Source organism: Synechococcus sp. H55.2 (assembly GCF_047462495.1).
Classification (GTDB): Bacteria; Cyanobacteriota; Cyanobacteriia; order Thermostichales; family Thermostichaceae; genus Thermostichus.
This window is the reverse complement of the sequence record NZ_JANSJH010000005.1, coordinates 1-23085: the sequence shown is the minus strand read 5'-3', so window position 1 is coordinate 23085 and position 23085 is coordinate 1. Positions and strand designations below refer to the sequence as shown.

At 59.9% G+C, this 23085-nt stretch carries 20 protein-coding genes; 12 read left to right on the top strand and 8 right to left on the bottom strand.

All coding sequences use genetic code 11. The features are described from left to right. Nucleotides 1-53: 53 nt before the first annotated feature. Both NW844_RS01400 and NW844_RS01395 read left to right on the top strand, forming a co-directional pair. Nucleotides 54-1421 carry an efflux RND transporter periplasmic adaptor subunit gene (locus NW844_RS01400; RefSeq protein WP_414332832.1) on the top strand — a complete coding sequence of 456 codons (1368 nt, stop codon included), beginning with the start codon at nt 54-56 and terminating at the stop codon, nt 1419-1421. Next, on the top strand, nt 1418-2629 hold the full coding sequence (locus NW844_RS01395; protein WP_414332830.1) for an ABC transporter permease: 1212 nt from the start codon (nt 1418-1420) through the stop codon (nt 2627-2629). The genes NW844_RS01400 and NW844_RS01395 overlap by 4 nt, the downstream gene beginning before the upstream one ends. Here NW844_RS01395 and NW844_RS01390 read toward each other — a convergent pair. Continuing rightward, nucleotides 2626-4134: a UbiD family decarboxylase gene (locus tag NW844_RS01390; RefSeq protein WP_414332828.1), complete on the bottom strand. Its 1509-nt coding sequence runs from the start codon at nt 4132-4134 to the stop codon at nt 2626-2628. The genes NW844_RS01395 and NW844_RS01390 overlap by 4 nt on opposite strands. Nucleotides 4135-4183: 49 nt before the next feature. Continuing rightward, entirely contained in the window at nt 4184-5080 is an 897-nt protein-coding gene (locus NW844_RS01385; protein WP_414332827.1) for a carbohydrate ABC transporter permease, read from the bottom strand. A gap of 199 nt (nt 5081-5279) precedes the next feature. Between NW844_RS01385 and NW844_RS01380 the strand changes: the two genes are divergently transcribed. The 4 genes from NW844_RS01380 to grxC all read left to right on the top strand — a co-directional run bounded on the left by NW844_RS01380 (nt 5280) and on the right by grxC (nt 9560). Next, the gene (locus tag NW844_RS01380; protein ID WP_414332825.1) at nt 5280-5615 is read left to right on the top strand and encodes a YbaB/EbfC family nucleoid-associated protein; all 336 of its coding nucleotides are present in this window, start codon (nt 5280-5282) and stop codon (nt 5613-5615) included. A 13-nt stretch (nt 5616-5628) separates the two neighbouring features. Beyond that, nucleotides 5629-6228: a recombination mediator RecR gene (recR, locus tag NW844_RS01375; RefSeq protein ID WP_414332824.1), complete on the top strand. Its 600-nt coding sequence runs from the start codon at nt 5629-5631 to the stop codon at nt 6226-6228. Between the two features lie 216 nt (nt 6229-6444). Next, complete coding sequence (gene polA, locus NW844_RS01370; protein ID WP_414332822.1) at nt 6445-9228, top strand: DNA polymerase I; 2784 nt, start codon at nt 6445-6447, stop codon at nt 9226-9228. Nucleotides 9229-9299: 71 nt separating this feature from the next. After that, complete coding sequence (gene grxC / locus NW844_RS01365) at nt 9300-9560, top strand: glutaredoxin 3 (RefSeq protein WP_414332820.1); 261 nt, start codon at nt 9300-9302, stop codon at nt 9558-9560. Nucleotides 9561-9577: 17 nt separating this feature from the next. On the opposite strand, the gene NW844_RS01360 is transcribed toward grxC, so the two are convergent. Next, on the bottom strand, nt 9578-9874 hold the full coding sequence (locus NW844_RS01360; protein WP_414332819.1) for a DUF2470 domain-containing protein: 297 nt from the start codon (nt 9872-9874) through the stop codon (nt 9578-9580). An 86-nt stretch (nt 9875-9960) separates the two neighbouring features. After that, nucleotides 9961-10632: a hypothetical protein gene (locus tag NW844_RS01355; protein ID WP_414332817.1), complete on the bottom strand. Its 672-nt coding sequence runs from the start codon at nt 10630-10632 to the stop codon at nt 9961-9963. A gap of 106 nt (nt 10633-10738) precedes the next feature. Between NW844_RS01355 and NW844_RS01350 the strand changes: the two genes are divergently transcribed. After that, the gene (locus NW844_RS01350; RefSeq protein ID WP_414332816.1) at nt 10739-11131 is read left to right on the top strand and encodes a hypothetical protein; all 393 of its coding nucleotides are present in this window, start codon (nt 10739-10741) and stop codon (nt 11129-11131) included. Nucleotides 11132-11352: 221 nt separating this feature from the next. Here NW844_RS01350 and ispG read toward each other — a convergent pair whose 3' ends face one another. Together ispG and NW844_RS01340 are read right to left on the bottom strand one after the other, a co-directional pair. Further along, complete coding sequence (ispG, locus tag NW844_RS01345; RefSeq protein ID WP_414332881.1) at nt 11353-12594, bottom strand: (E)-4-hydroxy-3-methylbut-2-enyl-diphosphate synthase; 1242 nt, start codon at nt 12592-12594, stop codon at nt 11353-11355. Between the two features lie 248 nt (nt 12595-12842). After that, nucleotides 12843-13358 carry a bifunctional nuclease family protein gene (locus tag NW844_RS01340; RefSeq protein ID WP_414332815.1) on the bottom strand — a complete coding sequence of 172 codons (516 nt, stop codon included), beginning with the start codon at nt 13356-13358 and terminating at the stop codon, nt 12843-12845. A 64-nt stretch (nt 13359-13422) separates the two neighbouring features. On the opposite strand from NW844_RS01340, the gene NW844_RS01335 reads away from it, so the two are divergent. Continuing rightward, nucleotides 13423-14199 carry a cobalt-precorrin-6A reductase gene (locus NW844_RS01335; protein WP_414332814.1) on the top strand — a complete coding sequence of 259 codons (777 nt, stop codon included), beginning with the start codon at nt 13423-13425 and terminating at the stop codon, nt 14197-14199. Here the strand turns inward: NW844_RS01335 and NW844_RS01330 are convergent. Then, on the bottom strand, nt 14196-14552 hold the full coding sequence (locus tag NW844_RS01330) for a single-stranded DNA-binding protein (RefSeq protein ID WP_414332812.1): 357 nt from the start codon (nt 14550-14552) through the stop codon (nt 14196-14198). The genes NW844_RS01335 and NW844_RS01330 overlap by 4 nt on opposite strands. 371 nt (nt 14553-14923) lie before the next feature. Between NW844_RS01330 and NW844_RS01325 the strand changes: the two genes are divergently transcribed. Then, nucleotides 14924-17080: an NAD(P)H-quinone oxidoreductase subunit 5 gene (locus tag NW844_RS01325; protein WP_414332811.1), complete on the top strand. Its 2157-nt coding sequence runs from the start codon at nt 14924-14926 to the stop codon at nt 17078-17080. Here the strand turns inward: NW844_RS01325 and NW844_RS01320 are convergent. After that, on the bottom strand, nt 17077-18198 hold the full coding sequence (locus NW844_RS01320) for a PP2C family protein-serine/threonine phosphatase (protein ID WP_414332810.1): 1122 nt from the start codon (nt 18196-18198) through the stop codon (nt 17077-17079). The two genes, NW844_RS01325 and NW844_RS01320, sit on opposite strands and share 4 nt — an antisense overlap. Nucleotides 18199-18569: 371 nt before the next feature. Here NW844_RS01320 and NW844_RS01315 point away from each other — a divergent pair, with 371 nt between their 5' ends. From NW844_RS01315 to NW844_RS01305, 3 genes are all read left to right on the top strand, one after another. Continuing rightward, nucleotides 18570-20372: a hypothetical protein gene (locus NW844_RS01315; protein WP_414332808.1), complete on the top strand. Its 1803-nt coding sequence runs from the start codon at nt 18570-18572 to the stop codon at nt 20370-20372. A gap of 82 nt (nt 20373-20454) precedes the next feature. Then, nucleotides 20455-21489 carry an NADP(H)-dependent aldo-keto reductase gene (locus tag NW844_RS01310; protein ID WP_414332807.1) on the top strand — a complete coding sequence of 345 codons (1035 nt, stop codon included), beginning with the start codon at nt 20455-20457 and terminating at the stop codon, nt 21487-21489. A 146-nt stretch (nt 21490-21635) separates the two neighbouring features. Then, a partial coding sequence (locus NW844_RS01305) for an S-layer homology domain-containing protein (protein ID WP_414332805.1) occupies nt 21636-23085 on the top strand: 1450 nt, incomplete at its 3' end.

Below are 23085 nucleotides of genomic sequence, written 5' to 3'. Positions count from 1 at the left end.
TTTTCCAATAGTCTAGACAAAGACAAAGCTTTTTTAAGAATGGGAGATTTTCTGTGATCCTGCACACGGACAAGACTGAGACGGGATCCCTGTCTTCTCCCAAGCCTGTAGATCAGCCCCTGCCACAGAGCAGCCGCAAGCGATTTCCCTTTGGCTGGATGCTTTTGGGCCTGCTGTTGGCTGGCTTAGGGGGCAGCGGTCTCCTGATCCAGCGTCAGCTTCAGCAGCAGCGGGCAGAACGGCTGGAACGATTAACGGTACCGGTTCAGGTGGTGGATCTCACCCAACGTCTGCGGGTAAGCGGCCAGGTGCAGCCGATCCGACAGGTGAATGTTAGCCCCCGCGAGTCGGGTCGCCTGGCAGAACTGTTGGTGGATCAGGGGGATGAAGTGGTGGCAGGGCAGTTGTTGGCCCGGATGGACTACGGGGATCTGGCCAGCGGCATTCGGCAAGCGCAGGCCCGCATCCAAGAGCTGCAAGCCCGTCTAGCGGAGCAACAGGCCGGCGAGCGCCCCCCAGTGATCGCGGCGGCCCAGGCTAGGGTGGATGCAGCCCGGTCGCAGGTGGGTCTGGCCCAAAAAGAGCTGGAGCGCATTCAGGCCCTGGCACAGGCGGGGGCAGTAGCCCGCAGCGAGCTGGATCAACGTCTGGCCCGCCTGGAACAGGCGCAGGCGGATTTGCGGGCGGCCCAACAGGAGCTGCAGCGATTGCAACTGGGGAGCCGCCCGGAAACCCTGCAGCAAATTCAAGCTCAGATTGCTCAGGCGCAAGCCGAGCTGGCCCAACGGCAATCCCGGCTGGCCGAGGCCGAAGTCCGTGCCCCCTTTTCCGGTGTGGTGGTGCAGCGCTTTGCCGAAGTGGGATCCTTTGTAGCCCCGACAACCGCCGCTTCCGATGCCACTGCCGCTTCTTCCAGCTCGATTTTGGCGCTGGCCCAGGGAATTGAGGTGCGAGCAGAAGTGCCGGAAGCCCAAATTGCCCAAGTGCGGCTGGGCCAGCCGGTGGAGATCCGGTCTCTGGCCTATCCCGACCGCGTGGTACAGGGTCGGGTGAAGCGAATTGCCCCCGCTACGGTGGTGGTGCGGGAGGTAACGGTCTTTCGGGTCTTCGTCGAGCCGGAGCCCGGAGCCGACTTTTTGCGCACCGGCATGAATGTTTCGGTGGATTTCATCGGGGATCCCCAGCCGCAGGCTTTGACGGTGCCCTCGGTGGCCATCCTGCGCGAGGAAGGCCAGGAAGGCGTGATCCTACTGGATCCGCGAACCCGGCGACCTGTCTATCGCCGCGTGGAAACGGGCATCACCCAGGGTGGCGTTACCCAGATCCGCTCCGGTCTGCAGGCAGGGGATCGAGTCTTTACGGCCCTGCCGCCAGGAGTGAGCATAGGAACCCTGATCAAGGAAGTGGAGCAACAGCCATGAGCCTGGCAACTGCGGCCAAAATGGCCTGGCAAATGGTGCGACGGCATCGCTTGCGCACCGGGCTGAGCATGCTGGGGATCCTCATCGGCAACGCCGCCGTGGTGGCCATTGCCGGGTTTGGCCATGCTGCCCAGGAGCTGGCAGTGGATCAGTTTCGCTCTTTGGGCACCAATTTGCTCATTGTCTTTTCTTCCAGCTTGGGCCTGGCGGATGCGAGCAACACCCGCCCCATTACCCTCGAAGATCTGCGGGCGATTGTTGCGGAAGTGCCTGCCGTATCGGCAGCCGTCCCCAGCCTTGGAACCAACGTGCGGGCCGTGCGGGGCGGGGTGGATCGCCGCTATGAAGCCACCGGCACCTGGCCGGAGTATTTGTCGGTGCTCAATTTGGAGATCGAGCAGGGCCGCTTCCTCTTGCCGGCGGATATCGAGGAACAGCGACCGGTGGTGGTGCTGGGGAGCGAGGCCGCTGGCCAGTTGTTCGGCCTGGATCCTGCTGCTGCCATCGGGGAGACCGTCCTGTTGAACAACTTGCCCTTCGAGGTCATCGGCACCTTGCGCTCCAAGCCGACGGTGTTTGGCAACAGCGATGCCGGGCTGTTTTTGCCGGTGGATGTGGTGGCCAACCGCTTTGTCGGGCGGCGATCCCCTTATGGCCTGGAGCTGACAGCCATTTTTGTCTCCGCCCGCTCCGAAGCCGATCTGCCGGCTGCCGAGTTCCAGATCCGCAACCTGCTGCGGCAGCGGCACCAACTGGTGGGAGAAGACGACTTCATCATCCGCAACCAGAAGGTGCTCCTGGATGGCTCGGCCAGGATTTTGACGTTGCTGCGGGTGCTGCTGACGGGTACGGCGGCTCTCTCCCTGCTGGTGGGCGGGGTGGGGATCATGAATGTGATGCTGATCTCGGTGGCAGAACGCACCCCGGAGATCGGGCTGCGCAAGGCGATCGGAGCCGATAGCCGGCAGATCTTACAACAGTTTGCCGCCGAGGCGATCTTCATTGCCGTGACCGGGGGGGTGCTCGGGATCCTCTTCAGCAGCGGGGTTTTGGTGATTGTGCAGGTATTCACCCCCTTGGCCACCCGGATCGATCTGGTGGCGGTGGCGGTTTCCTTCACGCTTTCGACGGGGATTGGGCTGGTCTTCGGCATTTTCCCGGCCCGCAAAGCGGCGCAACTGGATCCCATCGAGGCCCTACGGGCTTAGAGCTCGTAGCCAAACAGGCGGGGATCCGCCGGCTGTAAGTCCAGATCCGCCAGGCCGTATTCGGCCCAACGGCGATCCACCAGGCGGGCCACTTGCGGATCCGGGGCAAGGGGAGCCCGCCAGGGAGCATCGGTTTCCGGGGGGATCTTGGTGGTGGCATCGATCCCCATCTTGCCCCCCAGACCCCGTTTTTCGGTGGCAAAGTCCAGGGCGTCGAAGGGATTGTCCGGCAAAATAAACACATCCCGCTGCGGGTCTACTCGGGAACACAGGCACCAGAGCACCTGCCGTGGATCCCGCACGTTGATATCTTTGTCCACCACAATAACGAACTTGGTGTAGCTGAACTGGGGCAGGGCGCTCCAAAAAGCCAGGGCCGCCCGCCGCGCTTGGCCGGGATAGGCTTTGTCGATGGACAAGATGGCCGCCTTGTAGCCCAGGGCCTCCATGGGCAAAAAGAAATCCACGATCTCCGGCACCTGCTGCCTGAGGATGGGGGTATAGATGCGGTTGAGGGCCAGCGCCATCAGGTCGTTTTCTTTGGGGGGCTTGCCGCTGAAGGTGGTGAGGTAGAGGGGATCGCGGCGGTGGCTGAGGCAGTGGAAGCGGATGAGAGGAGCCTGCTCGTTGCGGGGGCCGTAGTAGCCGATGTGATCCCCGGCGGGGCCGTCGGGGGCCACCTCCCCAGGGGTGATGGTGCCCTCCAAGACGATCTCGGCCTGGGCCGGCACCTCCAGATCCACCGTCTTACAGCGGGCCAGGTGTAACCCTTCGCCGCTGTAGAGGCCGGCAAACAGCCACTCCGAGAGATCCACCGGCAGGGGCGTGGCCGCTGCCAGGATCACGGCGGGATCCACCCCGATGGCCACTGCCACTTCCAACTTCCGCCCCAGGGCCGCCGCCTTGCGCAGATGCCGGGTGGCCCCCCGCACCGACAGCCATTGCACCGTCATGGTGTTGCGGCTTTGCAGTTGCAGGCGGTACACCCCCACATTGGGGATCCCATTTTCCGGGTCTTTGGTAACCATCAGGCCCAACGTCAGCACCCGCCCGGCATCGCCGGGATAGACCCGCAGCAGGGGCAATTGGGTGAGATCCACCTCCTCTCCCCGCAGCACCACCTGCTGACAGGGGGGGAGCAGATCCCGGCTGGGCCTAGCCTTGAAGACGCTGAACAGCGCCTGCCCCAGCTCCACCGCCTGGGCAAAACTTTTTGGCGGGCGCGGCTGGTAGAGCAAGGCCAATTTTTTCCCCAGCTCCTCCAGCTCCCGCGGCTCCTCCATCCCCAAGGCCCAGCAGATGCGCTCCAGCGTGCCCAAAACGTTGATCAGCAGCGGCATCGCGGATCCCTTCACCCGTTCAAACAGCAGCGCCGGCCCCCCACAAGCCAAAAGGCGATCGGCGATCTCGGCAATTTCTAAGTCGGGATCCACTTCGGCTGAAACGCGGCGAAGCTGGCCACGGGACTCCAGCAGGGCAACGAAACGGCGCAGATCTCTGGGCATGAAGGGAGTACTCGCAGGGTGAGGGTCTCGCTAACTTAACTTATTTGATTTATTTGTCGCGGCTGAGGGCTAGGCCGCTCATGAAAGGCTTTTGCAGGGCAATAAACACCACCAGCGGCGGAATGCTGGCGATGATCGCCCCCAGCATCATGGGGCCATAGGAGGCGGAGCTATCCAAGTTCAGCAAGGATTGCAGCCCCACCTGCACCACCTGCCGCTCCCGGCCTTGCACGATCAAGCGGGGCCACAGGTACATATTCCAAGCGTAGACGAAGTGAATCACCGCCTGGGCCCCGATGGCATTCCAGCTCAGGGGGATCAGCACTTGGGTGAGAAACTGCAAGGGGTTTGCCCCGTCCAGTTGGGCCGCCTCCGCCAACTCGCGGGGGATGTTGGAAAAATGCTGGCGAAACAAAAACGTGGCCGTGGCGCTGGCCAAAAAGGGCACGATCAAGGCGTAGTAGGTGGATCCCCAGCCCAAGTTGGTGACCAGCCGCAGCAGGGCGATGATCAAGATTTCTGTGGGCATCATCAAGGTCATGAGCACAAAGCCGAAGGCCAGCCCTTTGCCCGGAAAGCGAAAGTAGACGAAGGCCAGCCCCGCCAGCAGGGACAAAACCGTCTTGCCCACCGTGATGGCCGCGGCCATGATGGCGCTGTTGACCATGTAGTGGCCCAAGTGGCGCGCCACCATCACCTGCTGCCAGTTGAAGGCCAACGAAGAGCCAAAGGTCAATTGGTAGCGGAACACCTCGGCGTTGTTTTGGGTGCTCACGATCAGGGCATACAACACCGGAAACCCCAACGCCAAACAGGCCAGCACCAGGCCCAAATGCACGTACCAACGCTCCGGGATCCAGCGCCCCCAGGGCAGGGGAGAGGGCTTCTGGGATAAGGGTATGGGCTGGGCTAAGGGCGATTGCGGATCCTGCAACAGTTGAGCCATGGCACCTCCAAACGGCGAACACCGACGAGCAGACGGGCTTTGGGGTTTCTCTTCTGCTGGTTCTGTTGTGAGGATAATCCGCCAGAGTTAAGGGCAACCTAAGGAAGGCAGGTCTGGCTCCATTTTCGGGTGCTTTTACCGGCAAGAGGAAACGGGTAGAGTAGAACAGCAGTGTCTGGATAACTAAGGAGAGGATCCCATGACCCGAGGCTTTGGTCCCTTCGGCAAAATTCAGGAAGCCCTCAAGAAGGCCCAAGAGGTGCGGGATGGCGCTCAAAGGCTGCAAAAAGAGCTGGAAGAGATGGAGATCGTCGGCGAAGCCGGCAATGGGCTGGTGAAAGTGACGGTGAACGGCAACCAAGAACCCCTCAAGGTGTCTTTGGATCCCGAGGTTCTCAAAGAATCCGCGGATGTGGTAGAGGACTTGCTCTTGACGGCGATGGTGAACGCCTACACCCAGTCTGCCGAGACGATGCGCAAACGCATGGAGGAGCTGACCGGAAACATCAATCTGCCGGGGCTGGGGTTGGGCTGAGCCGCTCTTTTCTATGTACACTCGCCCTTTGGCTCGCCTGATCGAGGAGCTGCAGCGGCTGCCCGGCATTGGCTCCAAAACGGCTCAGCGCCTGGCCCTGCATCTGATCAACCGGCCTGCCGGCGAGATCGAGGCCCTGGCCCAGGCCCTGTTGGAGGCCAAGCAAACCGTCAAGCATTGCTCCATCTGCTTCAACTGGTCGGCGGAAGATCCCTGTGAGATCTGCCGTTCGCCGCAGCGAGACCGCTCGCTGTGGTGCGTGGTGGCCGATGTCAAGGATCTCATCGCCATGGAACGCACCCGCGAGTTCAAGGGGCTTTACCACGTTTTGGGGGGCCTGATCTCCCCCATGAACGGGATCGGGGCGGATCAACTGCACATCCGCGAGCTGGTGGCCCGGGTGGCGCAGGAAAAGCCGCAGGAGCTGATCTTCGCCATCAGCCCCAGCGTGGAGGGAGAGGTGACCATGCATGTGGTCAAGGATTACCTGAAGCCGATTGCCCCCACCTTGCGCATGACCCGCCTGGCCTTCGGCCTACCCATGGGATCCGAGCTGGAGTATGCCGACGAGGTCACCCTGGCCCGTGCCCTAGAAGCCCGGCAGGAATTGTAAACCGCGCCACCAGGGGTTGAGAAAACAACCTAAGCAGTGGAGCCAGCAAAACGGCAGTCGGGTTCAGAAGTTGTCATTGGTTGTCATTCCACCCCAACTCTCGGGCGCCCGGCCTGTCAGCAGCCGGCTGAGTCTTGGCGGCCCTGAGGGATGGGGGATCCCTTTTGCGCCCAGCCCAGATCCGATAGGCTGGATTCACCTTCGTGGTACTGGGCGATGGCTTGGCAAACTCCAACACTGCTGCTGGTGGACGGGCACTCTCTGGCCTACCGCTCCTTCTACGCCTTTGCTTACAGCCGTGAGGGGGGGTTGCGCACTTCCACCGGGATCCCCACCAGCGTCAGCTTTGGCTTTTTGAGATCGCTGCTGGACGTCCTAGAGAAATACCCGCCCACCCACGTAGCCGTTGCCTTCGATACCCGGCAGCCCACTTTTCGCCACGAGGCCGACGAAACCTACAAATCAGGCCGACCGGAAACCCCGCCGGAGTTTATCGAAGACGTGGAGAACCTCAAGCAGGTGTTGACGGCGCTGCGCATCCCCATTTTGGTGGTGCCTGGCTTTGAGGCCGATGACATTTTGGGTACCCTCAGCAGGATGGCCCCCCCAGATTACCGGGTGCAGATTTTAAGCGGGGATCAAGATCTGTTTCAGTTGATCGACGCCGATGGGAGAGTCCGGGTTTTGCACCTCAACAGCAAAGATCGCATCAGCGAATTCGGCCCCGAACAGGTTAAAGAAAAATTGGGCATTTGGCCTTGGCAAGTGGTGGACTACAAGGCCCTCTGCGGCGACACTTCCGATAACATTCCCGGAGTCAAAGGGATCGGACCTAAGCGAGCGGCGGAGCTGTTGGAACGCTACGGCAGTTTGGAGGAGATTTTTAATCACCTTGATGAGATCAAAGGAAAAGTTCAACAATACCTCAAAGAAGGGATCCCGGCAGCCCGACACTCACAATTTATGGCCCGGATCAACTGCGCTGTCCCCCTCTCCCCCGACTGGGAAAGCATGAAATTAACCGGGTTTAACCAAGAAGAACTGCTGCCGCTGCTGGAAAGATTGGAGTTTCACAGTCTCATCGCCCAAGTACGCAATATTCAAGCCATTTTGGGCGGGATCCCGGCCACCCCCAGTTCCACCGCCGATTCCCCAGATGCTCAAGAGAAGGACGAAGCCCTTTGGTTTGATTTTGCCCTGGATCCCGCCCCTTCTCTGCCGACAGTGCGCATCGTCGATACGCCGGAGCAATTGGAGCGTTTGCGACAAGACCTGCTGGCCTGTCCAGGGATCATAGCTTGGGACACCGAAACCACTAGTTTGGAGCCCCGAGATGCCCAATTGGTGGGGATCGGCTGTTGTTGGTCAGAGCAGGACATTGCCTACCTGCCCATCGGCCACCGCCAGGGAGCCAACCTGGATTGGGAGCTGGTGAAACGAAACCTGCAGCCCCTTTGGGAAGATCCCAACCGACCCAAAAGCCTACAAAACTGCAAGTATGACCTGAGCATTTTCCGCGCCCACGGCATCCACCTGCAAGGGATCCAATTTGATCCCATGTTGGCCAGCTATGTCTTGGATCCAGAAGCCGGCCACAACTTGGCCGATTTGGCAGCCACCCACTTGAATTTGCCGACCACCAGCTACGAAAAGTTGCTGGGCAAAGCACAATCCATCGCCGATATTCCAATTCCTCAAGTTGCAGAATACTGCGGAACCGATGCCTACTGCGCCTATCGCTTGGTGCCCATCCTCACCGAAAAACTCCAACAGACCGATCCGCGCCTGTGGGATCTTTTCATTCAGGTGGAGCTGCCCTTGGCCCAAGTTTTGGAAGAAATGGAGTGGGTCGGCATTCGCATTGATACCGAATTTTTGAGGCAATTCTCCCAAGAGCTGGAACAAGAATTGCAAAGTTTGGAACAACAAGCCTATGCCCAAGCCGGCGAGACCTTCAACCTCAATTCTCCCAAACAACTGGGATCCCTGCTCTTTGAGAAGCTAAAACTGGATATTCGCAAAACCCGCAAAACGGCCACCGGATATTCCACCGACGCCTCTGTTTTAGAAAAGCTAGAGGGGGATCATCCCCTCATCGAGACCATTCTGCGCTACCGCACTTTGGCCAAGCTGAAATCGACCTATGTGGATGCTCTGCCTGCCCTGGTGAGAAGCGACACCGGCAGAGTCCACACCGACTTCAACCAAACCGTCACCGCCACCGGCAGGCTCAGCTCCTCAAACCCCAACCTACAGAATATCCCCATTCGCACCGAGTTCAGCCGCCGCATTCGCCAGGCTTTTATTCCCCAAGAGGGGTGGCTATTGGCCTCGGCTGACTACTCCCAAATTGAGCTGCGCATTTTGGCTCACCTCAGCCAGGAGCCCACGTTGGTGGAGGGCTTTCGCTCAGGAGAAGATGTGCATACTCTTACAGCTCGTTTGCTCTTTGAAAAACAAGACATCACCAGCGAAGAACGCCGCCTAGCCAAGACGATCAACTATGGGGTGATCTACGGCATGGGAGCGCAGCGCTTTGCCCGCACCGCGGGGGTTTCTTTATCCGAGGCCAAGCAATTTTTGCAGCGATTTAACGAGCGCTACGCCGGCATTTTCGCCTATTTGCGCTCCACCGAAGCCTTTGTGGAAGAACACGGCTACGTAGAAACGATCTTGGGCCGCCGTCGCTATTTCCCCAACCTGTCCCGCCTGACAGGCCATCGCAAACTGGCCGAGTTGCGGGCGGCTGTAAATGCCCCCATCCAGGGATCCGCCTCAGACATCATCAAAGTGGCGATGGTACGCCTGCAGCAAAAGCTGCAGAACTTTCGCTCCCGCTTGCTCCTGCAAGTCCATGACGAGCTGGTGTTTGAGGTGGATCCCTCGGAATGGCAGGCCCTACAACCCCTGATCCAAACAGAAATGGAAGGAGCGGTGCCCCTTTCCATACCCCTGGTGGTGGATATCCAAATCGGCCACAACTGGAAGGAAGCCAACTAGACCGTGGGACAGACCAGGGATCCCAGCCCTGTGGAAATGTTAAACTTTGTAAAAGTGTTTGTTGTTTTCCTATGGCCGTCGAGATTTACACCTGGCGTTTTTGTCCTTTCTGCATCCGGGCCAAGCAACTGCTGGAGCGCAAAGGCGTGCAATACATCGAATACGCGATTGATGGAGACGAGGTGGCGCGGGCGGAAATGGCCAAGCGGGCCAATGGTCGCCGTTCGGTGCCGCAAATTTTCATCAACAACCAGCACATTGGCGGCTGCGACGATCTTTACGCGCTCGAGGCCCGCGGTCAGTTGGATCCGCTCCTGCAACAGGCCAGCTAAGCCTCACCGTCTGGGGGTCACTCTGCCGCTTGTTTAAGCTGAGCGCGGGCCTGCTTCAACATGGCAATTAGGGTGTGATGGGCGTCCTCGGAGTCCCGCAGGGGGTGGTCGAAGCCAATCCGCAGCGTTTGTGCCATCCCATCCACCTGCACCTGCAAGTCCATCCCTTCTGGATCGATGGCCTGCATACGGGCTTGGGTGACGCCTTCCAGGCGGCCAAAGACCCTGGCGTAGAGCGCCACTGCATCGGCGTGATCTTCGTTCATATGCTTGCAGATGCGCTCGCTGACTTCTGGGGTGAGGGGATCGGCCATGGCAGTCGTTTTTTGCTCTTAGCTCTCAGTTTAGAGTAAATTACCCGGCGCACCCAAGATAAGCAAAAAATCAGGGATCCAGCAGCTCAGGCTCGTCCTTGGGCTTGCAGCTCCAACAACTCGTCTGCCATCTCCAAAAAAGCCTCCCGATCCAGGTAAGAGACATCTCCCACCCATTCCCCCAGCTTGACCACGTAGACCTCGCTCAAGGTGGGGCGGCGCTGCAAATCCCGCGAGTAGGCTTTCACCAACGCCAGCACCGATTGCTTTTTAACAATTCGCCGGTAGCGGGGATCGTCCTTGGCGCGGACACGATAGACGACTCCGGTCTCATCGCCGATCTCCATCTCAAACTGGCGCTCTCGCACCTCTTCGATATAGAGCTCACCCTCTTCGTCCAGCTTTTCCCGTTCTTCCACCACCACCTCGAAGCGGCGGGTGCGCAACACCTGCCCAAAAAACAATCCCCCATAGGGAATCTCGCGAAAGGCTATCTGGCGCCGGGAGATGGTGTACAGGGGCCCCCACAGGAAGGGATAGAGCAACGCGAGAAACCCGGCCAAAAAGGAGAGCGCCCCCAGAAAGGATCCCTCGCCAAAGGCACGAGAAAGCACCAGCAGCGCCACACCCACCAGGATGGCCGTGATGATGCGGCCCGTGCTCTTGAGGGCATCGCTCCAGTAAGCTGCATACTGAAGGCGGGTGGGCACCACCGGAATCACCAATTCGCATTCTTCTGGGGTGAGCTCCAACAACATGCTCAGGGATCCTCACAATGCCACAATCTGTCTGCCGGGGGCCAGACCCTATCTTAGAATGAGGCAGAGGCGCTTCGCTGCCAGTCCTTGCTCGCTTTCTATCTCCATGCCGACAGGATCCCACTTCTCCCCGACCGGCCAGACCCTCAGACAGCAAGTGGCCCAGTTGGACGAGGGATCCCGTCGAGACAAGGCCTGGTTGGGGGATGCCGTGTTAGGCTTGTTTGCCCGGCAGTGGCTGCTGGGCCCACCTCAGGACTGGCAGGTGCCTTCCCCTCCCCGTTGTGATTTGAATCGGGCAGAACTGTTCACCTGGCTGACCTCCAATCAATTTTTGTCGGCCCTCAGGGATCCCACACAGGTGGAGGCAGAAATCGGCCTGCTTTACGAAAAAGAAGGTCTACAAGCGGCCTTTGCCTACATCCAGGAGCACCTGCTGCCTCTGTTTGTGAGGCAGGTCAACAACCGCGCCAAAGCCCTGCGTAGCCGACGCCGCTAGCCGGTTTCTATAGTCATTTCAAATCAAATAGCAATGAAACGGCTCGCTACGTCGTTATGGCTACGCAACGCTCTCACTCTCCTTTCCCTGAGGGAGAGGGGCCGGGGGTGGTCGCGCTAGCGGCGCGGAGCGCTTGGGCGGGCCGGCGGCAAAGTGTCTTAATCTAACGACTATAAATGGCCGTTGAAATCTACAGTTGCTCTGGACGTAGTGATTTCAACTCAGGCTGGGGTCCCGGGGGAAGAAGGCGGATCCACCCAACGGCCATCGGCTTTGATCAGATCGATCAGCGCTTGGACGCCCTCGGATTCCGGCACCTTTTTCACTTCTTCTTTGCCGCGGTAGAGGGAGATCACCCCTGGCGTCTTACCCACATAGCCGTAATCGGCGTCGGCCATTTCTCCTGGCCCATTGACGATGCAGCCCATGACGGCAATGTCGAGGCCCACCAGGTGCTGAGTTGCGGCGCGCACCTTCTGCAGCACTTCCTCCAAGTTGAAGAGGGTACGGCCACAGGAAGGACAGGCCACATATTCCACCATGGTCTTGCGCAGGTTGAGGGCCTGCAAGATGCCGTAGGCCACCGGGATCTCCTTTTCCGGCGCTTCCGTGAGAGACACCCGAATGGTGTCGCCGATCCCTTCGGCCAGCAGCGTCCCGATCCCGACGGCCGACTTGATGCGGCCATATTCTCCATCGCCGGCCTCGGTTACGCCCAAGTGAAAGGGATAATTCAGGCCCAAGGCATCGAAGCGGCGGGCCGCCAGCCGGTAGGCCGCCAACATCACCTGAGGACGGGAAGCCTTGAAGGAGAGAACCACATTGTGGAAATCCTGCTCGGCGCAAATTTGGGCAAATTCCAGGGCCGACTCCACCATGCCCTCAGGCGTATCCCCGTAGGTGAAGAGCATCCGCTCTGCCAGGGATCCGTGGTTGACCCCAATGCGCAGGGCTTTGTTCTGGGCTTTGAGGGTCTGGACAAGGGGGGTGAAGGTTTCCCGGATTTTGTTGCGGATGGCCTCAAATTCCGCTTGGGTATATTCGGTACGACCGGGCTGGGGTTTTTCAAAGACAAACAACCCTGGGTTAATGCGTACCTTATCCACGTATTGGGCCACTTCCAGGGCGATCTTGATGCCGTTGTGGTGCACATCGGCCACCAGGGGCACCGGCCTGTAGGTTTGGATCAGCTTGTCCCGAATCGCCTCCATCGCCTTGGCGTGGGCCATGCTGGGAACGGTGACGCGCACAATTTCCGAGCCCGCCTCGTGCAGACGACGGATGGCCGCCACCGCCGCCTCGATGTCGAGGGTGTCTTCGTTAATCATCGACTGCACCACCACCGGGTGCTGGCTGCCGATCAACACGTCGGCTACGGCCACGGTGCGGGTGGGGCGACGAGGATAGACCGGTTCTGGGTAGGGCTGCTGAGGGGGGGCGCTGGGCCGATCTAGGGTTTGCATCATAGCTTGGTTAAGCTGAGAGGGCTACTCTAGCTTGATTGTAGGCTGAAATGCCGGCAAGACCGGGAGCTCAGGGTAGGTACTGAGGGGCTCACCCTCCGGCAGCCGGGCGCGATCCCCGCCTCCTGATTAACTCAGGATGGGACACTTATCGAGAAAATGAGCAGAGCCTTAGACGGCCACAGGGGGCAGAGACTGGTCAATCACTCGGATCCTCTAGCAGCGGATAGCTCAGCAGGGCAGCAACTTCAACTGTCTGCTTCCGTGGGGTGGTCGGTGAAGGGGCGGCTGCGAATAAAGTCTTTGGGCGTCACGTTTTCCACAAACTTGCGAAAGGCTTCCCGCTCCGCTTCGTCGGCATCCTGGTTCATCGGGATCGAGGCTTCCGCGATCACCTCTTCCACCGTCCAGATGGGAACGTGGGCTCGCAGGGCAAGGGCAATGGCATCGCTGGGGCGGCAGTCGATCTCTTGCTTTTTATCGCCGCAGAAGGTGACGAGCACCGCGTAGAAGGTGTTGTCCAGCAGGGCGTGAATGATAACTCGCTCCAGCCTGATCCCCCACGTCTTCCAGGAGTTGAGGATTAGATCATGGGTCATAGGGCGCAGTGGCTTTTGGTCGTCCAGCGCCTGCAAAATGGCATTGGCCTCTGCTTTCCCCACCCAAATGGGCAGGGCACGCCGCTCACTGCTATCGCGCAGGATGACGATGGGGTTCTGGTTAACGGCATCGACCGCGATCCCAGCCACATGCATCTCGATCATGAGCAACTGCCTCCAGCCGTTGATCTTGATCGTATCTACGGGTGCCAAAGTTTGGCAACACACCATGAGCTCAGTCGGTGATCTGGCGAAAGTGACCTTGATCGGGGGCACCAGCGAGAGCCGCAGCTTGGCCAAGGCCCTCAGCCGCCAGGGGATCCCTTGGATAGCCAGCGTCACCAGCGAGGGCGGCAGAAGCCTGTATCGGGATCTGCCCGGCCAGGTGGTGGTGACGCGATTTTCGCTGCCCTCTTTGGAACAGTTCCTGCAGGAGCGCCAGATCCGCGTGGTAGTGGATGCCTCCCATCCCTTTGCCCAGGAGATCTCACAATTGGCTATGCAGGTGTCGGCCCAACTGGGGATCCCCTACCTGCGCTACGAGCGCCCCCCGGTGGCGTTGGATCCCTGGGTGCAGGTGGTGCCGGACTGGCAGGGGGTGCTCACCGAGGCCGTGCTGGCGGGGCGGCGGCTGCTCTTGACGGTGGGGGTGAAGGCGTTGCCCTTGTTTGTACCCTGGCAGGATCGCTGCCAGTTGTACGCGCGGGTACTGCCGCAGTCGGTTCCCCAAGCGGTGCAAGCCGGGATCCCTGCTGAGCGGGTGATTGGGATGCGCCTGCCCCTCAGCTTTGAGCAGGAGCTGCGGCTTTGGCAGAGGCTAGATCTTCAGGGAGTCATCAGCAAGGACTCGGGAGAAGCGGGTGGGCTGGTCGTTAAACAGGCCGTGGCCAAAACCCTGGGGATCCCGCTGTGGGTAGTCCGACGACCACTCTTGAGCTACCCCTGGTGTAGTCAGGATTTGGCCGAGGTGGTGCGGGAGTGCCAACGTCGGCTGGGGCAGATTTAGAACCGCTCCTCTGCAGCCAGGTCAGGCTCGCGATCTTGACGGGATCCCAGCAACTCGAGACGATCTACAGCGATGACAGGCCGCTGGCGCTCCTCACCCGTGGATTTGTCTTTCCAGCGATCGAACTTGAGGCTGCCCGTTACCCCGATGAGGCTGCCCTTGCGCACGTATTCTCCGGCCACCTCAGCCGTGCGCCCCCACAGCTCCAAGTTGAACCAATCGGGCTTGTCTTCGCCTTTGCGGAAGCGGTTGACCGCCAAGCTAAAGGTACACACCACCTTGCCCGACTCGAAGTAGCGCACCTCCGGATCCATGCCGGCTCGCCCCACCAAGGTCACCAAGTTCAGGCTCATGGGTTTTCTCCAGATCGTTTACGGCCCCTAGGCTTTTGTTGTAGCGCTTGCAAGCGATCCCTGTCATCTTCGCGGCGACGGCCTCGGCTGATCGCGTCAGCGGGCCGTAGGCCTTGCGGATCGAGGCTCGGGGAGAGTCTTTAGAATATCTCCCGATTGTCCTGCGGGGATCCCGGTTGCTCAGAAAGAAAAATCTCTGCTCTCATGGATTGGGCAGCCACAAGGGGGGCGCTGATCGTGTTGCAAAGATTTACAATGTCAGAAGCCCCAGAGCACCTGCCGGCCCAGACCCCTGATCCCTGGAGATAGATTTTCACCGGCCAGCAGGGAGGGTTGACTACCGCAAGAGGACGCATTCAGCACCATTTCCCATGGAATTCATCTACGCATACGCCTGGTTGATCCCCGTTTATCCGTTGGTGGCGGCTTTTTTACTCGGCTTGGGCATTTTGGTGTTCAATGCCTGGACAAGATCCAACCGCTCTCTGGCCGCCTTCTTGAGCGTGTTCGCGACGGGAACGGCGATGGTTCACGCCTTTGCCCTTTTGGTCAGCCAAGTGCAGGGCCATGAGACCGTTCTCAAAACCATCACCTGGGCTCAGGCGGGATCTTTCTTGGTGGACATGGGGTTTGTGGTGGATCACCTGAGCGCCATGATGCTGGTGGTGGTAACCACGGTGGCCTTTCTGGTGCAGATCTACTCCGATGGCTACATGGCCCACGACCCCGGCTATGTGCGTTTCTACGCCTACCTGAGCCTGTTCACCTCCTCGATGCTGGGCCTGGTGGTCAGCCCCAACCTGGTGCAGATCTACATCTTCTGGGAGCTGGTGGGGATGTGCTCCTACCTGCTGATCGGCTTTTGGTACGAGCGGCAGGCGGCGGCGGAAGCAGCCCAGAAGGCGTTTGTGGTCAACCGTGTGGGGGACTTTGGCCTGTTGCTGGGCATTTTGGGCTTCTACTGGATTTCCGGCACTTTTGGGTTTGAGGAACTGGCCCGCAATGTGGAGCAGATGGTGGCCAACGGCGCGGTGAGCAGCAGCTTGGTTGCCCTGTTTGCGGTGTTGGTGTTCTTGGGGCCAGTGGCCAAGTCGGCCCAGTTCCCGCTGCACGTGTGGCTGCCGGATGCCATGGAAGGTCCCACGCCCATTTCCGCCCTCATCCACGCGGCCACGATGGTGGCTGCCGGGGTCTTCCTGTTGGCGCGTATGTTCCCGCTGCTGGAAGGGATCCCAGCAGTCATGGATCTCATCGCCTGGACAGGGGCAGGTACGGCTTTTTTGGGGGCCAGCATCGCCATCACCCAAAACGACATCAAAAAGGGCTTGGCCTACTCCACCATCTCCCAACTGGGCTATATGGTCATGGCCATGGGGTGCGGTGCCTATGGGGCCGGCCTGTTTCACCTGACAACCCATGCTTACTTTAAGGCGCTGCTCTTTTTGGGATCCGGCTCGGTCATCCATGGCATGGAAGCCGTGGTTGGCCATGACCCCGCCTTAGCTCAGGATATGCGCCTGATGGGAGGGCTGCGCAAATACATGCCGGTTACGGCCATTACTTTTTTGATTGGCACGCTGGCCATCTGTGGGATCCCGCCCTTTGCCGGCTTCTGGTCCAAGGACGAGATCTTGGCCGCGGTGTTTGAACACAACCCAGCTCTCTGGGGTGTGGGCTTCCTCACCGCGGGGATCACCGCCTTCTACATGTTCCGCATCTACTTTCTTACTTTTGAAGGGGAGTTTCGCGGCACCAACCTGAAGCTGCGGCAGGAGGTGGCCGTCAGCCAGGGCCGACCGGTGCCGGCTTTTGCCTATGCGTTTGCCGGGAAAGAGGCGGCCTACGGCCCCGGAGCCATGAACCTTTACGAAAGGCCCCAGCCCAGCAGCCATCCCGAAGCTGTGGAAGACGGGCACGATGGGCATGGCCACGCCGCCGAGCCGCATGAGTCTCCCCTGTCGATGACGATGCCGTTGGTGGCGCTGGCGGTTCCTTCGGTGCTGATCGGCTTGGTGGGCACTCCCTTTGCCAACTTCTTCGAGGCGTTCATCCATGCGCCTGGCGAATCGGCTACAGAGGCCGTTTCCCTCTGGGCCCAGGTGGCAGCCGAGTGGCAAGGGGTGCTGGCGGGTCACTTTGACTGGCGGGAGTTTCTGATCATGGCGGGCAGCTCGGTGGGCATTGGGCTGATCGGCATCACCTTGGCCGGCTTGATCTACTGGCAGAAGCGCATCGATCCCGGCACCTTCCCCCAAAGCCTGCAACCCCTGTACTACTTCTCCCTCAACAAGTGGTACATTGATGACCTCTACGAGCGGGTCTTTGTGCGGGGCACCCGCTTTGTGGCGCGGGAGGCGCTGGAGGTGGACAGCCGCATTGTGGATGGGGTGGTCAACTTGACGGGCCTGGTGGCAATGGTCGGCGGCGAAGTGATGAAATACCTGGAGAACGGCAAGGCGCAGTTTTATGCTTTGATCATCTTTGCAGCGGTGGTGGTGATGGTGGTGCTTTCCGGCGTGGGGGTTTAGCGAAAGCTGACACGAAGCAAGGAGAAATCATCTTCAAAATCTGTTTGCCCCTGGAAAGATTGGGCGTGCTGGATCACCTGATCCAGGCTGCCGTCGGCGCTCTTGCTCAGCAGAGCCATCAGATTGTCTAGCCCCCAGATTTCTCTCTGCGGGTTCATGACTTCGTAAACTCCGTCGCTGAACAGGTAGAGGTGGCTGTTCTCAGGGATCTGCACTTGATCCCTTTGAAAATTCTGGTCGGGCAAAACCCCGATGGGCACGTTGGCGGTCTTCAGCAGGCGCAACTCCTGAGCCTGGATGAGCAGAGCAGGCGGATGGCCAGCACTGGCAAAAGAGAGCAGACGGGATCGCGGCTGATAGACCCCATACCAAAGGGTGAAGTACATGTCGTGGTGGGATCCCATCTGGAAAGAGTGGTTGAGGGCGCGCAAGACCGCATCCGGCTGTCGCGGGTCGGTGTCGGGTAAGCCCTGAGAGCGCAACTGGTTCATCACCGATACCGACAGTAGAGCGGATCCCACCCCATGCCCCGACACATCTAGCAGGTAGATGGCCAGATGATCCTCGTCTAGCCAGTGGTAGTTAAATGAATCCCCCCCCAACTCCTGCGAAGGCAAAAAGCACCACTCGATGGCTATTCGGTGATCGGGGAAAGAGGCCGGCTTGGGCAAAAGAGAACGCACATAGCTGGCCGCCTCGGCCAGTTCTGCCCGCAACCTGGCGGTTTGCTGTTGCAAGTCGTAGCTGAGCTGATGCAAGCGCAGCCCAGCCCGCACGCGCGCCCGCAGCTCGTTGGGGTCGATGGGCTTGCTGAGGAACTCGTCTGCCCCGGCATCCAGGCCCTGAATACGGTCTTCGACTTCTGTGCGCGCAGTGAGCAAAATAAAAAACGTCGTGGAAAACTTGGGATCCGCCTTGATGCGCCGGCAGACCTCCAGCCCATCCATGTCCGGCATCATCCAATCGCAGATGATCAGCCCCGGCACCAGCAGCTGGGCTTGCTCCAGCCCCTCTGAGCCATTGCTAGCCATCTCCACGGTATAGCCCTGTCGCTCCAGGGATCGCTTCAACACCAGCCGAATGGTGGGATCGTCGTCCACAATCAAAATGGCCGTCATGACCACTGCACCTCAATCCCGAATCAACCCGAATTAAAATGCAACTCTGGCCCGTACTGGTAGGCGGACCCTTTATCCTAGCCCAGGGGTTGCGGCAGAAAAGCCGGTTTGGAGGGCAGTTAGGGGAAAAGCCTCAGCAACCTCATCCACCAGAGCTAAAGTTGCGTATCCCTTAGTGGATCCCTAAAACCGTGGTTGCACGCTACCCAAAAGCTGACCGTTTCAAGATACTGGTGGGAATAGATAACAGCGGGGGGGTTTTTGGGCAGATTTTGCTTTAGAGACTTCCATTGGACACAGAGATACGGATCACATCTTATCCATCCTTTGCCGGTCTAGAGTGAACTTTGAGGTTAAACGGCCTTTGCTGCATGAGCGCGTCTCCTCTATCCTTATCTCCGCCGTCCGTTCGGGATTCGCAGGCGGCTTCACCCACGGCACCCCGCCAAGCTCCCGGGGGAGAAATCCGGCTGGAGGAGTTGGATGAGAAGCAATTGCTGGCCGGCCTATCGTCGGTGGTGCTCAACCCGGCAGCTTGGAGTTGCTTCAGCATCAGTGAAACCAGCCGCTTGCTACGCCCCCTGCAAATTTGCCCTGACTTGACCGGAACTCCCGTTCTCTCCCCAGGCGCCACTGCCGAAGTTGTCTATAAGTTCCTGCTGAGCGACGGTCGGATTGGAACCATGAAGGGGCTGATCTCGATCGAAGACTTCCGCAGCGAGCGGCTGCGCTCGGTTTACGATCAGCTTCACATCGAGAAGGTTATACCGGCCTTCACCGAGTCGGTTGTGGTGCAGATCATCGACCACTTGAAACCAATTTTTGCCCGCGACCTGGACGAGCTGCTCTGGCAAGAAAGCTTTTACTTTACTCCTCAAGATCTGCGCCAGCCGGAGTTCCTGCTGCGCGGCCTGCGGCCCGAGGCGATCCCGCGTCGCTTTCGACCGCATCTGCAAAGGGTGTACTCCCAGATCAAGGAGGTGTGTCGCAGCCTGCCCAACATCGCCTTCCAACTGTGTCTGCGGGCCTACCTGGAGTACAACGAGGTCAAAAACAAGCATCTGTTGGCAATTCTGCTCAGCAAGTATTTTTACACGCTCTACCGCATCGGTGGACTGGACGGTTGGGAAAGTCGGGATCCGGTGGAGGTGGGATCCCTGTGCTCTGGCGATCGGCGGGCTCGCTTGCAGGCTCTTTCTCGCCTCTTAACCCTGGATAACGACAGCGACGCTCCCTTGGTGGGCATCGGTGGCGCGGGGCCGGGGGGCGGCTATTTCAGTGGAGAATGGGAACCTGCTACCGAGGTGCCGAGCGCAGAAGAGATCGAAAAGCTGCGGCAAGATGTGGAGGCGGCGCGCGGCCAGGCCGCCGAGGCGCAGCAGTTGGTAACCCAATATCAAGAAGAGAAAAAACAAGAGCTGCTCAACCGCCTGCAGGATCCGGGAAAGTTTCTTCTTTTCAGCATTCATCAGTTTTTTGACACCATCTTCGGATCCCTACCCGGAGAGGTGAAAAGCGAGTATGGAGCAGTTTGGGTGCCGCGCACCTCCTACTTGGACGAGAAAGAGCGGGACAAGCTGACCGAGCATTTGCACTGGATCACCAGCGAGACCTATTTGCTTAGCATCCCCTTTGCTGAGGCAACAATCATCGGCTATTGGCGGGTTTTGGCCGATTCGTTCTACAACCAGTGGGTTTTAAACCAGTACAAGCAGTTGCAAAGCTACGGAGTGGATCTGGAGCAGCAGGGCATCCAAATCCTGGAGCGCGAACAATTTTTGCATGAAGTGCAACTGCGCTTTGCCGCCCGCCACTGCGAGATTGTAACTCAAAATGTAGAGAAGATCGGCCAAATTGTGGTGGATAGCCTGGCCAAGCGGGTGGCCCTCAACGCCAGTCAGCAAAGCTTCCAGGCGATGCGGGCCAAATTGACCACCGTTTTGGATATGGACATTTCCCGCAAGGACATGGGAGAGGTCAAGCGGCTGATCGACTACTTCACGGATGTGTTTTTGGGCAAGCGGGAGGAGCTGCGTTCTCCTTACCCAGTGGGCACCATCTTGCAAGTAAAGGCAGCCGTCGAGGCCCGTCCCCCCGACAGTCGCACCCGCATTGGCCTGGAAATCCTAAACCAGATCTACCGCGAGTACATGCCTATGCTGCAGCAAGAGTAGGGGCAGGGATCCCATAGGCTGGCAGGTGTTGGGCACAATGGGGACTGGTGTGCTGTCTCGGGTTAGGAGATCGGGAGTTTCCATGCGCTACCGCCAGCTTGGCCACAGCCCTTTGCAGGTCTCGGAAATCTGTCTGGGCACCATGACCTTTGGACAGCAGAATACCTTGGCCGAGGCTTGGGAACAGCTCGATTACGCGGTGGAGCACGGGATCAACTTCATCGACACCGCCGAGATGTACCCGGTGCCGGCGCGGGCGGAAACCCAGGGAGCCACAGAACGCTACATCGGCGAGTGGCTACAACACCAGCCGCGGGAGCGCCTCATCATCGCCACCAAGATCACCGGCCCCGGGCGGCCCTGGCACTGGATCCGCGGTGGGTCTCTCTCGATTAGCCGCGACAACCTCAAACAGGCGGTGGCCGGCAGCCTCAAACGCCTGAAGACCGACTACATCGACCTCTACCAAATCCACTGGCCGGATCGCTATGTGCCCCTGTTTGGGGGGGTGGCCTACGATCCCAGCCAGGAGCGGCCCACGGTTCCCATTGCCGAGCAACTGCAGGGCTTGGCGGAACTGGTGCAGGAGGGCCTGGTGCGCTACATCGGCCTGAGCAACGAAACCCCCTGGGGAGTCTGCGAGTTCTGCCACCTGGCCGAGCAGTTGGGCCTGCCCAAGGTGGTCTCGATTCAAAACGCCTATAGCCTCCTCAACCGCACGTTTGAGATGGGCCTGGCGGAGGTTTGCCACCACGAGCAGGTGGGGTTGCTGGCCTACAGCCCCCTGGCCTTTGGGCTGCTGACGGGCAAATACCTGGGGGGCGCCAAGCCGCCGGGATCCCGTTTGGCACTGTTTGAGGGCTTTGGCCAGCGCTACCGCAAGCCCAATGTGGAAGAGGCCGTGGCCGCCTACGTACGCATTGCCCGCCAGCACGGCCTGACCCCTGCCCAGTTGGCTTTGGCCTTTGTGCGCAGCCGCTGGTTTGTCACCAGCACCATCATCGGAGCCACCAACCTGGCCCAGCTCAAGGAAAACCTCAGTTGCCTGGAGCTGTCGCCTGAGATCTTGGCGGAGATCGAAGCGGTGCACCAGCGCTACCCCAATCCTGCACCCTGAGCAGGCGACAAAACAGCCCGCCAAGGAGAACTTTTTGAGAACTTTCCTCGTCTGGGGCTATGGCTTGGATAACTAGGTCCGAGCTGGCCCCTCTTGAACTCACAAACCTCCCAGGGGCTCTCCTAGCAGATCGTGAGGTGTGAACAATGCGCAACCTTTTCCTTTGGCAGGGTTGGAAGACGGCAGCTCTGGTGGTAGGCTGCAGCAGCTTGGTTTGGATGGGGGATCCCGCTTGGGCGCAACTTTCTGACATCAGCACCTACTGGGGCGCCCAGTACATCGCCGGCTTGAACGAGCGGCAGATCATCGGCGGCTTCCCAGACGGCACCTTTCGCCCCAATGAGTCGATTACCCGCGCCCAGTTTGCCGTTATCGTTACCAAAGCTTTTGGGCTGGATACCAACGTTCCCGTACGCTCCTTTGCCGATCCCATTCCCAGTTGGGCAGCTCCCTCTATTGGCGCGGCGGCAGCAGCAGGGTATGTTTCCGGCTTTCCCGACGGCACGTTCCGTCCCAACGATGTCCTCACCCGCGCCCAGGCCATTACTGTCCTGACCCGCGCTGCCACCAACGGCAGGCTCCTCGGGGATCCAAGCCAAATTGATGCCATCCTGGCCGGGTTCAGCGATGCCAATTTGGTTCCCAACTTTGCCCGCGCCCCCATCGCGACAGCGGTTCAAGAAGGGCTGTTGGTGCTCTACCCTGATCCCACCCGCTTGAATGCCCAGGCGGTGGCCACGCGGGGGGAAGTGGCGGCTCTTACCTACCAAGCGCTGGCCAAGGTGGGCCGGGTGCCCAGCCTAGACCCGCCGGTGGGGGCTGCCATCCCCGGGCCAGGGATCCGCACCGAGCTCCTCGCCCAGGTTACCCCCACCCCTGAGCCCCTGGCTACGCCGGATATCCCTGTGGAGCCGCTGGTGGAAACGCTGCCCGCCGCGCCGGAAGTGAGAACTTTCTTGGCCCGCGAGGAGCTGGGATCCGTCAAACCGGGGGACACCCTGACGGTGTATTTGCTGGGATCCCCGGGGGCGCAGGGGTCTTTTTCCATCCCCGGTATCGCCTACAACCTGCCGTTGCAGGAAACCCGCCCTGGCCAATACGAGGGCAGCTACACCTTCCGCAGCCAAGACCGGGCCTCGGAAGCGCCGGTGTTCGCCCGTCTGGAGCGAAATGGGCTGGTGACCCTGGTGCAATTGCCGGACAAAACCATCAGCATTGGGCAGGTGACCGACACCACCTTCCCCACCATCAGCGACCTGGCCCCGCCCAACGGAGCGGTGACCGACAACCCGCGCCCCGCCATCTCCGCCCGCTTTCAAGATGAGCAGGGGATCGACCTCAATAGCTTTACCCTGCTGGTGAACAATGTAGATGTCACTGCCCAAGCCCAGCTCAGCCGCACCGGCTTCGCCTATACCCCCGCCGAGCCGCTGCCCACCGATCGACCGACCTTGATTGCCGTCCAAATTGCCGATACTAGCGGCAACACTGCCATCCAGCAGTGGTCTTTCCAGGTGCGGGCCGCCCAGCCCACACCCACTCCAACACCCACACCCACGCCGACCCCGACACCCACACCCACACCCACTCCAACAC